At 35.0% G+C, this 16,958-nt stretch carries 13 protein-coding genes and 1 pseudogene; 3 read left to right on the top strand and 11 right to left on the bottom strand.

The genetic code is table 11. From position 1 onward, the window contains the following. Positions 1 to 37: 37 nt before the first annotated feature. The 3 genes from DCO46_RS14120 to kdpB all read right to left on the bottom strand — a co-directional run bounded on the left by DCO46_RS14120 (position 38) and on the right by kdpB (position 4,408). A complete protein-coding gene (locus DCO46_RS14120; RefSeq protein ID WP_116753159.1) occupies positions 38 to 1,114 on the bottom strand; it encodes a porin in 1,077 nt (358 codons plus the stop codon). A gap of 435 nt (positions 1,115 to 1,549) precedes the next feature. After that, on the bottom strand, positions 1,550 to 2,101 hold the full coding sequence (locus DCO46_RS14115) for a K(+)-transporting ATPase subunit C (RefSeq protein ID WP_116753158.1): 552 nt from the start codon (positions 2,099 to 2,101) through the stop codon (positions 1,550 to 1,552). 249 nt (positions 2,102 to 2,350) lie between these two features. Then, on the bottom strand, positions 2,351 to 4,408 hold the full coding sequence (kdpB, locus tag DCO46_RS14110) for a potassium-transporting ATPase subunit KdpB (protein ID WP_116753157.1): 2,058 nt from the start codon (positions 4,406 to 4,408) through the stop codon (positions 2,351 to 2,353). Positions 4,409 to 4,476: 68 nt separating this feature from the next. Here kdpB and DCO46_RS23070 point away from each other — a divergent pair. Beyond that, positions 4,477 to 4,836: pseudogene (locus DCO46_RS23070) on the top strand (four helix bundle protein). A gap of 93 nt (positions 4,837 to 4,929) precedes the next feature. Here DCO46_RS23070 and kdpA read toward each other — a convergent pair. The 4 genes from kdpA to DCO46_RS14080 form a co-directional block, all read right to left on the bottom strand. Next, positions 4,930 to 6,648 carry a potassium-transporting ATPase subunit KdpA gene (gene kdpA / locus DCO46_RS14095; RefSeq protein WP_116753154.1) on the bottom strand — a complete coding sequence of 573 codons (1,719 nt, stop codon included), beginning with the start codon at positions 6,646 to 6,648 and terminating at the stop codon, positions 4,930 to 4,932. A gap of 104 nt (positions 6,649 to 6,752) precedes the next feature. Then, positions 6,753 to 6,830, bottom strand: a complete 78-nt coding sequence (gene kdpF / locus DCO46_RS14090; RefSeq protein WP_081909388.1) for a K(+)-transporting ATPase subunit F — start codon at positions 6,828 to 6,830, stop codon at positions 6,753 to 6,755. Between the two features lie 195 nt (positions 6,831 to 7,025). Beyond that, positions 7,026 to 7,307, bottom strand: a complete 282-nt coding sequence (locus DCO46_RS14085) for a hypothetical protein (RefSeq protein WP_116753153.1) — start codon at positions 7,305 to 7,307, stop codon at positions 7,026 to 7,028. A 264-nt stretch (positions 7,308 to 7,571) separates the two neighbouring features. Further along, complete coding sequence (locus tag DCO46_RS14080) at positions 7,572 to 8,918, bottom strand: sigma-54-dependent transcriptional regulator (RefSeq protein WP_116753176.1); 1,347 nt, start codon at positions 8,916 to 8,918, stop codon at positions 7,572 to 7,574. A gap of 166 nt (positions 8,919 to 9,084) precedes the next feature. On the opposite strand from DCO46_RS14080, the gene DCO46_RS14075 reads away from it, so the two are divergent. Next, on the top strand, positions 9,085 to 10,299 hold the full coding sequence (locus DCO46_RS14075; protein WP_116753152.1) for a polysaccharide deacetylase family protein: 1,215 nt from the start codon (positions 9,085 to 9,087) through the stop codon (positions 10,297 to 10,299). A gap of 95 nt (positions 10,300 to 10,394) precedes the next feature. Here the strand turns inward: DCO46_RS14075 and DCO46_RS14070 are convergent, their stop codons facing one another. From DCO46_RS14070 to DCO46_RS14055, 4 genes are all read right to left on the bottom strand, one after another. Next, a complete protein-coding gene (locus DCO46_RS14070) occupies positions 10,395 to 13,928 on the bottom strand; it encodes an ABC transporter permease/M1 family aminopeptidase (protein WP_243416317.1) in 3,534 nt (1,177 codons plus the stop codon). Between the two features lie 4 nt (positions 13,929 to 13,932). Then, entirely contained in the window at positions 13,933 to 14,817 is an 885-nt protein-coding gene (locus DCO46_RS14065; RefSeq protein ID WP_116753150.1) for an ABC transporter ATP-binding protein, read from the bottom strand. A 116-nt stretch (positions 14,818 to 14,933) separates the two neighbouring features. Next, complete coding sequence (locus DCO46_RS14060) at positions 14,934 to 15,140, bottom strand: helix-turn-helix domain-containing protein (RefSeq protein ID WP_008466864.1); 207 nt, start codon at positions 15,138 to 15,140, stop codon at positions 14,934 to 14,936. A 2-nt stretch (positions 15,141 to 15,142) separates the two neighbouring features. Further along, on the bottom strand, positions 15,143 to 15,658 hold the full coding sequence (locus DCO46_RS14055; RefSeq protein WP_116753149.1) for a DUF2975 domain-containing protein: 516 nt from the start codon (positions 15,656 to 15,658) through the stop codon (positions 15,143 to 15,145). A 181-nt stretch (positions 15,659 to 15,839) separates the two neighbouring features. On the opposite strand from DCO46_RS14055, the gene DCO46_RS14050 reads away from it, so the two are divergent. Next, the gene (locus DCO46_RS14050; protein WP_116753148.1) at positions 15,840 to 16,850 is read left to right on the top strand and encodes an LLM class flavin-dependent oxidoreductase; all 1,011 of its coding nucleotides are present in this window, start codon (positions 15,840 to 15,842) and stop codon (positions 16,848 to 16,850) included. Positions 16,851 to 16,958: the final 108 nt, after the last annotated feature.

The following is a 16,958-nucleotide window of genomic DNA, read 5'->3' as shown; positions in this document are numbered from 1 at the left end:
TCTGCGTGAAATAAATTTTAATCAATAAGATCTTTTTCTAGAAACTAATAGCTAATGCTGTTGTTACAAATGTATTTGTGTCCGTTGGCAAATTGTTTTTGGTAAAAATTTCATCTTTACTGGAAAGATTTCTGGCTTCAATTCTAAACATAACATTATCAGTAACTAAGTAATCAAAGTTAGCTGAAAAACCGTAAGTTTTAAAACCGTTTGGCGTTTCAGTTGCGATAATTACACCTTTTTCATCACTATAATATTCACCTCGTACTGCAAGCTGAATTTTGTCAACTGGCTTGTATTGCAGAATCAAAACAGGCGAAAACCAAGTATCATATTTATCACTTCCTTTAGCCGATTGCTGAGATCCAATATCAAAACCAGCAGTAATATTTGTCTTTTCCGTTACTTTAAATTGTCCGTAAAAGTTGTTGAAATAGCGCCATTTTTTATCAATATCCGGCTGTTCATTTCCAACATAAGTACTCCAATTCAAAGCAACCCGATCAGACGGTTTGTACGTAATTTGAGTTCCAAAAGCAGGCGTTTGATTGCCTTCGACTTTCTCAATTCTTTGCCAGCCATTCAGGTACATTCCCGCCAAATACCATTCTCCAGATTCAGATGTATAACCAATTTTAACTCCCGTTTCATAATAAGGGGAATTCTCCGCCAGAATGCTTCGCGTTAAAGTCTGACAGTCTTTTCCAATCGCACTTTCAAAACCAATATGCGAGGGCATAATTCCCGCATCAACCCATAAATTATGGTTTTTCGAAATCTTTACACCAACATTCGCCTCGTAAACATTTTTTAACAAACCTTGTTCGGCAGCCATATTATATTCGGCATAAGTTCCCGCCATCAAAGCAAAATTTCCCCGAATATTTTCTTTCGAATAATTCACTTTCGCCATTCCCAAATTCAGGTTTACCTCGTTGCTTTTATTATAACTGTAAAAAAAGTTTGGCCGTGTATGATTTTCCGGTTTTCCAAAATCATAACTGTAATAAGCGTCTACATATCCTGAAAACGTAAATGGATTTTTTGATTCTTCTTGTGCATGTAAATTGCTAAAACCAAAAGCGATTAAAGCAGTAAGTATTATTTTTTTCATTTTGTCATTGCGAGGAACGAAGCAATCTCATCCTCTGAATTAAATTATTTATTAGTAGATTTTTTAGGAGCTAATCCCGCTATCCGTTTCAATCTTTTGTACCGAACCCCGGTACAAAAGGATTTCCACTACTATCGGGGCTAGGGCATTTGGGTAAAAAAGGCGTTTTCGTTTCTGCAATCCCGAAGCTTCGGGACAAAACCTTGTAGGTATTTAATTTTTGCGCTTTGTTTGTCATTCCGAGGAACGAGGAATCTCCGCAAGAAACTCCGTATAGAAATTCGCCAATCTTTGTCGAGCTACTCGCGGAGATTCCTCGTTCCTCGGAATGACAAACTTTGCGGTTACTTCATGATAATAGTTGATGCCCATTTTCATACCTACAAGTTTTTAAAAACCTTAGCACCTTAGCACCTCAGAACCTCAGAACCTTTTCTAGCGAAGCGCATCCAACGCCACATTCAATTCCAAAACATTCACAGTTTCAGGACCAACAACAGCCGTATTAATTTTAGATTCCACCAAAGATTTTACTTTAGTTTCGTCCAGTTTTCTTTCTTTAGCAATTCGTTTTACCTGAATCAAAGCGCCTTGCGGAGAAATATTCGGATCCAAACCACTTCCTGAAGCCGTAACCATATCGGATGGGATATCAGATTTTTTCAGGTATGGATGAACCAATAAAAGCGTATCAATTCTTTTTTGAACCAAAGCCAAATAATCGGCGTTGCTTGGGCCTTTGTTGCTTCCGGCACTTCCGGCCGCGTTATAATCAACAGCCGAAGGTCTTCCCCAGAAATAATTCGACTTATCGAATTTCTGACCAATTTTTTGGTAACCCACCACTTTTCCGTTAACTGAAATCGTTTCTCCTTTTCCTTGATTTGGAGCAATTTGTGCGATTCCGTAAATCGCTAAAAGATAAATAACTGCGAACAAGATTAAAGTAGCCACAGTAAGTTTTAATAGTGAAAATAAATTTTTCATTTTTTTTGAGATTCTAAGGGACTAAGTTGCTAAGGTTCTAAGTTTTTTATCAGAAGCTTAGCAATCTAAAGTCTGTGTTTTTTATTTGAGTTTTTAAAGATTCCTGAATTTTACGATTCTAAGAGAAAAACCTTAGTCCCTTAGAATCTTAGCATTTCAGAACTTTTTTCAGGTTCTAAGGAACTAAGGTTCTGAGGGACTAAGAAAAAACTTAGCACCTTAGCATCTCAGCGCCTTAGCACCTTTTTTTTACATAAATAGTGCTACCAACAAATCAATTACCTTAATTCCGATAAAAGGGACAATTAATCCACCTAAACCATAAATCAAAAGATTTCTTTTTAAGATGGCACTTGCTCCAATTGGTCGATAATCAACACCTTTCAGCGCAAGCGGAATCAATATCGGAATGATAATCGCATTGAAAATTACGGCTGATAAAATAGCACTTTCAGGACTATGTAAATGCATAATATTTAAACCTTGAAGCGCAGGAATTGCAGTAATAAAAAGAGCAGGAACAATAGCAAAATATTTCGCAACGTCATTTGCAATAGAAAAAGTAGTTAAAGTGCCTCGAGTCATTAAAAGCTGTTTTCCAATTTCAACAATTTCAATTAGTTTGGTTGGGTCATTGTCAAGATCGACCATGTTTCCGGCTTCTTTTGCAGCTTGAGTTCCGCTGTTCATGGCAACCCCAACATTGGCTTGGGCAAGGGCAGGAGCATCATTTGTTCCGTCACCCATCATGGCAACCAGTCTTCCTTCAGCTTGTTCTTTTCTAATGTAATTCATTTTATCCTCAGGTTTAGCCTCGGCAATAAAATCATCAACACCGGCTGCTTCGGCAATAAATTTAGCCGTAAGCGGATTATCACCTGTAACCATTACCGTTTTGATTCCCATTCTGCGTAAGCGCTCAAAACGTTCTTTCATTCCGGTTTTGATAATATCCTGAAGTTCGATAACACCTTGAACTTCATTATTTTTGATGACTACTAATGGGGTTCCTCCGTTAGACGAAATTGTGATTACTTGTTGCGCAGTATCTTCAGGAAAAACATTTCCTGCTTGTTGTGCGATGTTTTTTGCGGCGTCTTGCGCCCCTTTTCTAATGTTTGTTCCATCTTTTAATACAACACCAGAAGTTCTGGTTTCGGCAGTAAATTTTATACTGTGTGAGATGTTTTCTGTAAGAAGTGAAATGTCTGATTGCATCTTACTATTTACATCTAACGTTTTACCAAGTTCGAGAATACTTTTCCCTTCCGGAGTATCATCAGCAAGCGAACTCAAAACAGCCGATTTAACGAAATCATCAAAAGAGATTCCTTTTGTTGGATAAAAATTGGTTGCTTTTCTGTTTCCAATGGTAATTGTTCCTGTTTTATCCAAAAGCAATACATCAATATCTCCGGCAGTTTCAACCGCTTTACCCGATTTTGTAATTACGTTAGCACGCAACGCTCTGTCCATTCCCGCAATACCAATCGCAGAAAGCAATCCTCCAATTGTAGTTGGAATTAAACATACAAACAAAGCGATGAAAGCCGCAATCGTGATGGGTGCGTTGGCGTAGTCGGCAAACGGTTTTAGCGTAACGCACACAATCACGAAGATTAAAGTAAATGCGGCTAATAAAATGGTTAAGGCAATTTCGTTTGGTGTTTTCTGACGGCTCGCACCTTCAACCAAAGCAATCATTTTATCCAAAAAGCTTTCGCCAGGTTCAGAAGTTACTTTTACTTTAATTTTATCAGATAATACTTTTGTCCCTCCGGTAACTGAAGATTTATCTCCTCCAGCTTCCCGAATTACAGGAGCACTTTCTCCGGTAATGGCACTTTCGTCGATTGTTGCCAGACCTTCGATAATTTCACCATCGGCAGCAATTAAATCACCGGCTTCGCAAACGAAAATATCGTCTTTTTTTAATGCCGAAGAACTAATGTTTTTTATTTCTCCGTTTGGCATAATTTGTCTCGCAGGAGTTTCTTCCCTTGTTTTTCTTAAACTGTCGGCTTGTGCTTTTCCTCTTGCTTCGGCAATGGCTTCGGCGAAATTGGCAAATAAAAGCGTTGCCAGTAAAATTAAGAACACAATTAGGTTATAAGTAAAACTTCCCTGATCATTTGCGCCCATTAATATTGAAATGCAGACAGCAAACATAATGGCTGTTCCAATTTCTACGGTAAACATTACCGGATTTTTGATCATCATTTTTGGATTCAGCTTGACAAAAGACTGCGCTAAGGCTTCTTTTACCTGTTTACTTTCAAACAATGATGTGGATTTATTAGTTGTCATTTTTCTTTGTGTAAAATGTTAAATGTAAAATGTGAAATTTCCTACTTTTGTAAATAATTATTTTGAATATGAAACCACACAAAAAATTGAATTCTTGGATTAAAAGTTTTGAATTCGTTAAAGAAATTTATTTAGCTACGAGACAATTTCCTTCTGAGGAAAAGTTTGGAATTACTTCCCAAATCCGGAGAGCTTCTGTTTCTGTACCTGTTAATATTGCAGAATGAGCAGCAAGAAAAGGAACAAAAGAGTTTATCCATTTTTTACATATTTCTTTAGGTTCTTTGTCAGAACTCGATACTTTAATTTTATTAAGCAAAGAGTTAGATTTTTTCAATGAAAAAGAATGTGAACAATTGATTGAAAAATTAGACATCATAGGAAAACTTATTTATGGATTAATCAAGAATCTTGAAGCACGTGTATGATTTGTTATTTGTAAAAAAGTAAAATGTGAGTTGTAAGATGTTATTTGAGTTTACGGATCGCTTTTCACATCTCACATTTTACTTTTGGACATTTTACATTCCAAAATATTCCGCCAAAGGTCCAAGCGCCAGCGCTGGGAAGAACGATAAAGCAGCAATAATAGCGATAACGGCAAAAGTCATGATTCCGAAAATAGTTGTGTCAGTTTTAAGAGTTCCTGCACTTTCTGGAATATATTTTTTATTGGCTAATAAACCTGCAATTGCTAATGGACCAATGATTGGAATAAAACGGCTTAACAGTAATACAATTCCGGTTGTGATATTCCAAAAAGGATTGTTATCACCTAAACCTTCAAAACCAGAACCGTTGTTAGCAGCGCTCGAAGTATATTCGTATAACATTTCTGAGAATCCATGATTTCCGGGATTGTTTAACCAGCCTGTCGCATTTCCGCTAAACCAATAGCCCATTGCGGTATCATGTGCAGCAAAATAAGAAGCTAAACCAGTTCCTGCTAATATTAATAAAGGGTGAAGAATGGCGATAAAAGCTGCAATTTTTACCTCTCTCGCTTCAATTTTCTTTCCTAAAAACTCCGGAGTCCGGCCAACCATTAAACCTGAGATAAATACGGCCAGAATAATGAAAATGTAAAAGTTCAGGTAACCGACACCGCATCCGCCATAAAATACATTGACCATCATAGCCAATAACTGCATAGCACCCGAAACTGGCATAGAACTATCATGCATACTGTTTACAGAACCTGTAGAAATTACCGTTGTAGCAATACTCCAGAAGCCTGAGATAGCCGGACCAAAACGAACTTCTTTTCCTTCCATTGCTCCGTTTAACTGTGATATTCCCATTTTTTCAATGGCAGGATTTCCGTTTATTTCACTTGATATTGTCGGAATAACCAAGAGTAAAAAACCAACCGTCATTACACCGAAAATGATATAAGCGAATTTTCTTTTATTAAGGAAGAAACCAAGTGCAAAAATCATCGCAAATGGGACAATCATTTGTGCCCAAAGTTCAATAGCATTCGTTAAATAGGTCGGATTTTCTAAAGGGTGAGCCGAGTTAGCACCAAAGAATCCGCCGCCGTTTGTACCAATATGTTTAATAGCAATAAAAGCTGCAGCAGGCCCACGGGAAACTTCTACATGATCACCTTGCAGAGTTGTAATTGTATTTTTTCCTTCAAAAGTCATGGGAGTTCCGCTAAAAACTAAAGTAGCAGCAACAACTACAGAAAGCGGCAATAAAATACGTGTACAGCTTTTGATGAAATAGTTGTAGAAATTCCCCAGTTTGTCTGTGGTTCTTTCGCGCATAGCGGTAAAAACCATTGCCGCAGCAGCGATTCCAACACCAGCCGAAACGAATTGAAGGAACATTAAGACGATTTGTGAAAGATAAGAAACCCCGCTTTCGCCCGAATAATGCTGTAAGTTACAGTTTACGATAAATGAAATAGCCGTATTGAAAGCCAAATCTGGCGTCATGGATGGATTATTATCCGGATTTAAAGGTAAAGACCCCTGAAACAATAAGACAAAAAAGCAAAGAAAGAACCAAACCATATTGATACTTAAAAGTGCTTTTAAGTGTTGTTTCCAGTTCATTTCTTCAGCCGGATTGATACCACTGATTTTAAAAATAAATTTTTCAATTGGATTGAAAATCGGGTCAAGAAGTGTTTTATTTCCTAAAAAAACTTTAGCAATATATTTTCCAAAAGGAATTGCTAAAATAACGGTAAGGATAAAAATACAAATGACGCCTAATAATTCTGTGTTCATAATTTTATTTTTTGAGAGATATGAAATTGTAAAAAGTGAGATGTGATTTGTAAAAGAGTATCGACGTTTAACATTTAACTTCTCACTGATAACTTTTCACCAGATTAAAATTTTTCGGGTTTGATTAATACATAAACCAAATACACGAAAACGGCGATTGAAATGATAAATAGTGCGGTCATGATTTAGATTTTTTCAAAGAATTCAATAGAGAGAAAACAAATGCCAAACAGCACGATGGCTAATGCGAGTAAAAGAAAAGTAATTAACATAGATTTTTATTTTATTGAAATGTGAAATGTTAGATGTAAAATGTGAAATGTCTTTTTGTGAATGTGATTTAAGCATCTTACATTTCACAAAAAACATTTCACTAATTAGACTCCCGAAGCATTAACCTGCTTGATATATTCTGCTTTAAGCGATTGTGGAAAAAGGTGTGAAATATTGCAGTGACGCACTTCCATAAAAGACGAAACCGAAAAAATGTACACATTTGAAATAGCATTTTTAGTTTCGATGCTTCCAGTTACAAATAGACGTTCTGCAAGAGCAAGGCATTTTTTTGCCCGAACGATGTTTCCGGAAATAATAGATTTTTTGGTTATCTCAGCAAAGCGTTCGGCTTGTTTGTAGATTGAGGTGACTTGATTTTTCATTTGGAATGAATTTTTAATGTTCTCTCTCCTTATGCCAAAATATGTTCCGAAAAATCCAAGTTATACCTAAAGCGCTGTCAATAAAAGGAATGTAGTTTTGTGCCAAAAATCAGGCATAAAAAAAGCCTATCAAAATGATAAGCTTTTATTGAAATGATAAGATTGTTACTGTTCCTGCAAGGTTTTTAAAACCTTGTAGGTATTCTATTTAAAGTGAAAGTGTTTAAAAATCTAAACCTACAAGGTTTTGGAAACCTTGCAGGATCACGACTGTATATTATACTCTTCTAATTTTCGGTATAAAGTCGCAATCCCAATTTCTAATAATCGAGCCGTTTCCGCTTTATTTCCTTTAGTATAATTTAAAACTTTTTGAATATGCAATTTTTCAACACTTTGCATGGAGAAAGCCGACATCGATTTGGTGTTTTTTTCAGCCTGATGCTGCATTTCATAAGGCAGGACATCCGAAGTTAAAGTATCGCCATTACTCAAAATAACCGATCTTTCGATAATGTTTTTAAGTTCGCGGATATTTCCCGGCCAGGAATAATTTTCTAGTTTTTCTAGAAAATCGGATGAGGTGTTTAAGGTTTTCTTATTCGTTTTTTCAGAAAATTGTTTGACGAAATAATTAACCAATATCGGAATATCTTTTATCCTTTCTTTAAGTGAAGGCAATTTTATTTCAAAAATATTCAAACGGAAATACAAATCAGAACGGAAACGATGTTCGTCACTTTCTGTTTTTAAATCACGGTTTGTGGCGGCAATTAATCTGAAATTTGATTTTTTTGGAGTGGTATCGCCAACGGGAATATATTCGGAAGTTTCTAAAACACGTAATAATTTGGCCTGAAGATCAATTGGCATTTCACCAATTTCATCCAGAAATAAAGTACCGCCGTTTGCTTCTTCAATAAACCCTTTTTTATCTTTTACAGCTCCCGTAAAAGCGCCTTGTTTATGACCAAAAAGTTCGCTTTCTAAAATTTCTTTTGTGAAAGTACTGCAGTTTAATGCCACAAAAGATTTCCCCATACGATTACTGTTTTCGTGAATCGCCTGTGCAAAAACTTCTTTTCCGGTTCCGGTTTCGCCCGTAAGCAAAACAGTCGAATCGGTTTTGGCTACTTTTTGTGCGAGATCAATAACCTGTTCAATTCCTTTTGATTTACCTATAATAGTATTGAAAGAATATTTATCGTTGATGCGTTTTTCAAGTTGCTGTACTTTTTTCTGCAAATGAACCTTTTCAACAGCTTTATAAAGAAGCGGAATAATTTTATCGTTGTCGTCGCCTTTTACAATATAATCGAAAGCACCATTTTTCATCGCCTGAACGCCATCTGGGATATTTCCGAAAGCGGTTAGTAGAATAACTTCTGTTAAAGGAAAACTTCCTTTTATGTTTTGAAGGAAATCAACCCCGTTTCCGTCAGGCAGTTTTACATCACACAAAACAACATCAATGTCCGTTTGTTCCAGTTTTTTAAAACCAGATTTTAAATCTTTGGCTTCAAAAACTTCAAATCCTTCCGATTTTATAATACGCGCCAGCAGACTTCTTAGTTTTTCTTCGTCGTCTATAATTAAAATTTTGTGTGTCATTTGCTGATAAACTAAAACCAAATTGGTATTTTGATGTACAAATTTAGGTTTAAAATCACTTCTCTTTTTTGATTCAGCAGAAATTATTTTTGGAGTATAATCAGTTTTAAAATATTTTTTTCAAAAAGAAATGTACTTTTAGCTCGAAAATGAACTACTAAATTTTATGTCTAAACGAATTCTCCTTATACTAATTGCTACAATGTTTGGCAGTTTTAATAGTTTTTCAAATGAAATAATTGAAAAAGATTCTTCACGATCAAAAACGATTTCATTTAAAATAAAAGTAAAATCGGCAGATAAGGTAAAGATTAAAGTCGCTCCTTTAAAATTCAACAAACATTTAGCATATAGTTTTACGCTCGACGATGGATACAGATCAGCGTATTTAACAGCATTTCCTCTTTTAAATGGTGGAAAAATCAGCAAATCTTCGATTAACGAATGGAAAATTGATCAGGGCGGTGATGGAACAACTTCAAAAGGACTTTTTTATTCGGATGGAATGGGAAATAAAATTCCGTTTAAGTTGGGATTAGCTATAAATGGAGGAGCAATTGGAGACTTTTCTGCTTATCGGGGGCATCTTTCCTGGGCAGAGGTAAAAGAAATGTATAATGCAGGTTGGGATATTCTTAACCACGGTTTTCATCACGCAACAAAACACGGCACAAATTATTTGACAGAAGTAACTGAAAATACAACTTCGATAAAACAAAACCTTGATTTTACAATGTCACATTTTGTAGTTCCCGGCGGACAAGGCGATACAGGTTATCATTTAGAATATGAAAAAGAGGCACTTAATAACGGACATCTTTCGGTAGCGTCTTATTATGGTGTTGGCCCAGTTTTTAAAGTTGATTCAAAAGTAAATTTAGATAAAATGATTACGGCAAGAACTTTTGTGCAGAGTTCAAAAGATACGATTGGTTTTAAAACAATGGATCATTATTTAAAAACATTAGATTCAATTATAAAACAGCCAAATGCACTTTGGTTTAACGAATTTACACACGGAACAGGAACTACAAATTTGTGGAACTTAAGTATGCGTTTTCCTGATTTCAAATATTATATGACAGCGCTTGCTGATAAATATGGTGTAAAAGGAAACGATTCAATCTGGATGGCGCCGTGGCAGGAAGTATATGAATATATCTGGCTAAGAGACCGGATAAAAGTCGATTATCAGCAACGAGATAAAGAAATTGAAGTCACAATTGCGCTGCCAGAAATTCCCCAAACGTTTAGATATCGTGATATTTCATTAACTATTGATACTGCTTCAAAATTTGAAATCGAATCAAATAATCCGGATTTAAAAATTAAAGAGGATGGAAAAACAACTCACAAGCAGATTTTCATTCAGCTGAAATAAAAAATAGAGCCACAGATTAAAGAATTAAAAATGATTTTTTTGCTTACGCTAAAGCAAAAACTCCAAAAAAAATCCTTTTAATCTGTGGCAAAACTTTAATCAATTTCCTTTTCTTTTATAAAAGTGTCAATATTCATCAAATAAGGATCAATTACAATTCGTTGAGGTTTGGTTTTGGTTTTAATTTTTCCTTCAATTTTATTGTTTTTGATCGGGAAAATATAACGCAATAATTTTCCATTTTCATCATAGATTCCAATATCAATTGTCGAATCGTTCAGAATTTGTTTTCGAATTCCTGTCGCATTTTCGATATGTTTTTTAGAATCTGCTTTAAAGGAAACTTCATAAAAGTTATTGTTTTTTACGCTTTCAACTTCTGATATTTTAGAAGAATACGTGATTATCTTTTTAAACATTTCATCCAGCTTCGGATGAAGTTTTGAATCGGTTACAGCATAGATTTCGCTCAGTAAATTTTCTGAATCCGGAATCTGATTTGGATATTTATAATGATTTAGAAAGTTTTTCAACGCAAGATTTACTTTTTCTTCTCCAATTAAAACGAATAACTGATGCATAACCAGCATTCCTTTATCATAAGGTAGGTGCGGCGTTTCGTAATTTGTTTTATATAATGGAGTTTCCGGATCATAACTTCGACTGCTCAAATACAAATCGAGATGAATTTTTAAAGTTTCCAGTGCTTTTTCCAAGCCATGTTCTTTTTCATATAGCATCAGTTCGGTATATTGCGCCAAAGTTTCTGTCAGAATCCAGCTTCCTTCTTTTTGTTCCGGACTTATCTGTGCATTTCCCCACCACTCATGCGACAATTCATGAGCCGTTAATTGATTGATTACGTCTTCTTTGTTTTTGTTTGAAAGATCACTGTAAAAACCAAAATTCTCTTTCATAAAAACCGTCGACGGATAGGAAGTCGCAGCGAACCCATCGGCGAAAGCAGAAACTTCGGCATAACGAATCGTTTTATATGGATATTTCCCAAAGCTGTTTTGGCAGTAATCCAGAGTGTTTTTTACATCCTGAATTAATTTTTTCACATTTCTAAAATGTCTTTTATCAAAATAAACCTCGATCGAAATGCCTTTATAATTCGTTTTTTGAATTTGATATTCAGCAGAAGAAAAGGCAAATCGAAACGGAATTTTCCCATTAGACTTATAATGAAAATAATTGCGATTCTCTTTTTTCCAGTTTGCCTTTAACTCTCCAATACCAATTGCGGTTTGATTTTTTGAAGTCGAAACCACAACATCATAATCAATAAAATCATTTTCGATTTTAGATTTATCTTCCAGTTTTTTTAACGGATTCTGCGGATTTAAATGTCTTTTTCTGCGCTCTTTTTTACTGCTGATTTCATTAGATTCCTGATAACCAAAAATCGGATAATAACGGCTTATTCGCATAAACGAGCCATTTTTAATAATAGAATTAAATGAAGTATGACCTTTAAAAGGAGACCAGCCGGACTCAAAAGAAAAATTCATTTTTATTCTCTGCTTTGGCTTCAAAGGCTTTTCCATTCGATACCAATAATGCTGGAAAGCTGAAACATCATTCAGATTTTTAGCATTCGGAATTTGAACAGAAGTAAGTTTCGAATTTCGATCTATATATAGGAGTAAACTATCAATTGGTTTTTCTGAATTATTGATCAATTCATAACTACCGCTTACCTCGTAACGATTTTTTTCAGGAAATAAATCGACATTGCTTTTTACGGAAAGAATAGTCGGCTGTGCGAGATTGGCATATTTTTTAAATTGTTTTTCATATTGTTCGCTCCAGTTATTCTGAGTTTCCTCTGTCAAATATGGATATTCAATATTGGCTTTGTAAAAAAGATAACTTCCAAAACCTGAAAAAAGGATAATCCCAAAAGTAAAAGCTATTTTTTGAGCGGAATTGAATGAATTCCTACGGATAGTTTTTAAAATGGCAGAATTTCGTTTCCATAAAATTCCCGTCAATGTCAATAGAATTAGAGCAAAACCAAAATTGTACAACATCGAAATATGAAATGGAAAAGTATAACTTCCGAAACCATTCAAATCAAAATATTCCCTTTTAAAAGAATCGCCATATCGCAATAACGGATGTGAAATCCCCAATTGCACGCCAATTCGTGTACAAAATAAAAGAACGATAAAAGCAGAAACGGTCAGCGCTGAATATTTGTTTTTAATAAAAGTCTGAATGGCAATTACCAAAATCGAAATCAGAAACAAAGGAAATCCGATATAATAAAACAGCGAAATGTAAAGGCCGGTTTCGATCGGAGCATTTGCATTCATGATCTGAAAAGTAAGCCCGATAAAAATACTGATTCCAATAAAAATCAGCGGAATTATAAAAAGCGCAGTCAGTTTGGAAAGCAAAACAGTAAATGAAGAATAAGGTGTCGTATTTTCCAGCATTTCAAATCTGGAATTCTCACTTCGATTTAGTAATTCACTACTGTAAAACAGCAGTATCAAAATCAGAATAAAAGGCAGACGATCCATAATTGTAGAAACCATCAAAGCCGTATTGGTAATGTTTTCTGCCAGTCTGACCCCTCCGTCAATTTCATCTGAAATCTCAATCATTAATAATCCTGAAAACAAAAATGCAATCAGTAAAAATGGAATTCCTTTCAGCACTAAATAAATATCCATCTTTAAATTGCTTTTAAAAACAGCCCAATTGTGTTTTCTGGTTTTGAATTCAACCTGTTTCGGAATTTTAGAAGAAAAAGCCTTGGTCGTTTTTGGACCGAATTTTACTGTTTTTACTTTTTTGGTTTTTGTTTTTCTAAATGAAAACAGTTGATACGAAACAAAAATCAGAACTAACGAAATACAAAACCAAAGCATTCGATTAAATAGAAAATTTCCTGAAAGCGAAATTAGTTCCGTGTTTTTTTCAACTGAAGTCCAATATCTTGTTTGTTCTAAAAAAGCAGCCAGACCAAACGGATCTGCTTTTGCTGCCAAAGACATCGCTTTCGCGGAAGACGGAGAGGCATTTGCAAATATGGGCGAATTCGAAAAAATCGAACCGGCTATATATAAGATGTAAATAAATAGTCCGCCAACATATATAAAAAGTTTGCTTCGCGTGAGCCACGCCAGTGCTGCCAGAATAGAAAGGCATAATAGGATATTAGGAATAACGATAACCAGATAAGGCCAGATGTAATTTAGGATTTCAAAAGGACCAATTTCGCTTTTCGGAATCCAGGACATTTGATGGCCGACAATCATTCCGATAATAAACATTCCAAAAGAAGCAACAGCAATTACAAATTCGATAATAAATTTACTTCCCAAATAGTGAAATTTAGATATAGGAGTGGAGAAGATTATAGTATCGAATTTTGTTTCATATTCTCTTAAGAAACTTTGCGCAACCTGAAGTGTTGTCGAGAAAATCGTCATTAGTGATATCAGGCCTATAGCATATGTAAGTACAAAAGGACTATTTTTATAAGCACCCGAAAATGAAAAGTTGGCAAAAGCACTCACAAAAAATCCCAAAATCAGATATAGGATAAAAGTGGCATAAAATGTCCAGTTTCTGGTATTGTTATGCCATTCAAATTGAATTAATTTAGAAAACATAACTTTATTTTTTAAGTTGATTTTGAGATAAAATATTGAAATAGACATCACTTAAATCCGGAACAGCCATTTCAAAACCAGAATCAGGCTGATGTTCTGAGAAAACATGAATATTGATTTTCCCTGAATTCAAATGCGACGAAATAATATCAAAATTTTCCTGGTAATCTTTTAATTCAGTTTTATGAATCGCCTTTGTCCAGATTTTACCTTTCAAAGAATCAATTGCTTCATTTGGATTTCCTTCTAAAATCAATCTTCCGTTAGAGATAATTGCCATTTTCGTGCACAAATCCCTAACGTCTTCTACAATATGTGTTGACAGAACGACGATAATACTTTCTCCAATTTCACTTAAAAGATTATTGAATCGGTTTCGCTCTTCGGGATCAAGTCCTGCTGTAGGTTCATCCACAATAATAATCTTCGGATTTCCCAATAAAGCCTGAGCAATTCCAAAACGCTGACGCATTCCTCCGGAAAAAGAATGAACCGCTTTGTCTTTGTGCTGTAATAAATTGGTTTGCTGTAACAAATACAGAATTTGGTCATGTCTTTCCCTTTTATCGACAATTCCTTTCAGAACCGCGAGATGATTCAATAATCGATAAGCAGAAATCTTCGGATAAACACCAAATTCCTGCGGCAGATAACCCAGATTCTCCCTGATAAACATTGGGTTTTCCAGAATATTGGTTCCGTTAAACTCAATAATTCCCGAACTTGGTTCCTGCAAAGCGGCAATCGTTCGCATTAAAGTCGATTTTCCTGCACCATTCGGTCCAAGCAGACCAAACATCCCGTTTGTAATTTCAAGCGATAAATTGTCAATCGCCTGAGTGCCGTTCTCATACGTTTTGCTGAGATTTTTGATTGATAAACTGTTCATTTTGTGATTGATTTTTGATGATTATATAAATGTGATTTGAAAAATTCAGGCAATAGAATGCCACCCGGCTCAAAAAGCCGATTTTTTATATTTAAAAAAATTCGATTAAAAGAAAATTACTCGCTTACATATTCCAAAATATCACCAGGCTGGCAATCCAGGATTTTGCAGATAGCTTCAAGAGTATCAAACCGAATACCTTTTGCCTTTCCGGTTTTTAGAATAGATAAATTAGCAGGCGTTATATCCAGCTTCTCTGCCAATTCCTTACTCTGCATTTTGCGTTTGGCAAGCATTACATCAACATTTACAATTATTGGCATAGTTATATAAATAAGTCTTGTTCGTTCTGAAGGTTTAGCCCCTGCTTAAAAATGGCAGCCAGAAAATAAGCAAAAATGCCCAGCATAAAATGCAGTACAATAAAAATAGCCACCTCATTGTCCAGAGAAACAAATATTGAAGCTATAAAAATTGTAATCCCAGGTACAAACAGATTCGTCAGGTAGAATCGCCTTAAATGATTTATTCCATTTTGAGTGAATAATTTAGGCTGAAAAAAGATTTTGAAAATATTACTAATCAATAAAAAGAAAAGTCCATAGAGACTCAATGGCGATAAAAATTCAAAAACGATATAAGGCATGTTATAATCGCCAAGCATTAAAGGATGATTGGTAAAGGGATAACAGACCTGAAAATATTTTCCATTTTCAGTAAAGGTCAAAAACCATCCTGTAAGTAATGTCAATGCAGAATAACCCGCCAATACGAAATAAACTATTGATAAGAAACGCGTAATGTAAAATAAGATTTTAGAAACAAAGTGAGTTGTTTTCATTTTGACTTAATTTGATTGTTATTGCAAATGTATAATTAATTATTGTAAAACAATAATTAATTACTGTAAAAAGTTATTAGTGAAGAATGTGCTTAAACACTGAAAAGATTATAATTCTATTAACATTAGAAAACAAACCCCAACCATATAAATGAATTAATTTTGTGCAAATTAAATTTTCATGAAAAACCCAATTTCAGTCTCTATACTAGAACTTGCTATCATAACTCAGGATAGTAACGCATCAGAAACATTTTTGAAAACAAAAGAAATCGCGCAACTGGCCGATAATTTAGATTATAAAAGATTTTGGTTAGCTGAACATCACAATATGGCTCACGTAGCAAGTACTGCTACAGTTGTTTTAATCGGATATATTGCAAGCCAGACCCAAAACATACGCGTAGGTTCAGGAGGAATCATGTTGCCAAACCATTCCCCTTTAATAGTAGCCGAGCAATTCGGAACATTAGAAACCCTTTATCCCAACAGAATCGATTTAGGTTTAGGAAGGGCGCCGGGAACAGATCAGCCAACAGCAGAAGCAATTCGAAAGGATTTTTTTGAACAGGCACAGCGGTTTCCTCAAAATGTAAGCAAGCTTCAGGATTATTTCTCAGGAGAAAACGTTACAGCAAAAGTTCGTGCATTTCCAGCCGAAGGTACAAAAGTGCCCATCTGGATTCTTGGTTCAAGTATGGAAAGTGCAGCCCTTGCCGCAGCATACGGATTGCCATATGCCTTCGCAGGGCATTTTGCACCAAGACAAATGATACAGGCATTCGAATTCTACAGAGAAAATTTTCAGGCATCAGATGTTTTAGACAAACCAAAAACAATGGCCTGTGTAAATATAATAGCCGCAGACACCAATGAAGAAGCTGAGTTGCTGTCAACAAGTTTATATCAAATGTTTCTTAATCTAATTCGTAATGATCGTAAAGGGCTACAGCCACCAGTACCATCCCTGGACGATATTATGAGTGAAGAAGAACGTTTCCATGTCAACCAAATGACCGCCTGTACATTTACAGGGAACCCTAAACAGCTGGCAGTCGATTTACAAAAGTTCATAGACTATTCAAAAATTGATGAACTAATGGTAACAAGTCCTATATATGATCATCAGGCAAAACTTAAAAGTATCCAGCTTACAAAAGAAGTAATAGACTCCTTAAATAAGATACTTTAATAGTAATACCATTTTATACATATATATAGTATAATCTCATAACAACCCGTCAGGTTTTCAAAACCTGGCGGGTTTTGTTTTTTTTCTATACATATATAAGGATAGAAT

Origin of the sequence: Flavobacterium sp. HTF, assembly GCF_003105115.1 — a bacterium.
Taxonomy (GTDB): Bacteria; Bacteroidota; Bacteroidia; order Flavobacteriales; family Flavobacteriaceae; genus Flavobacterium.
This window is presented reverse-complemented; position numbering and strand designations above follow the sequence as displayed.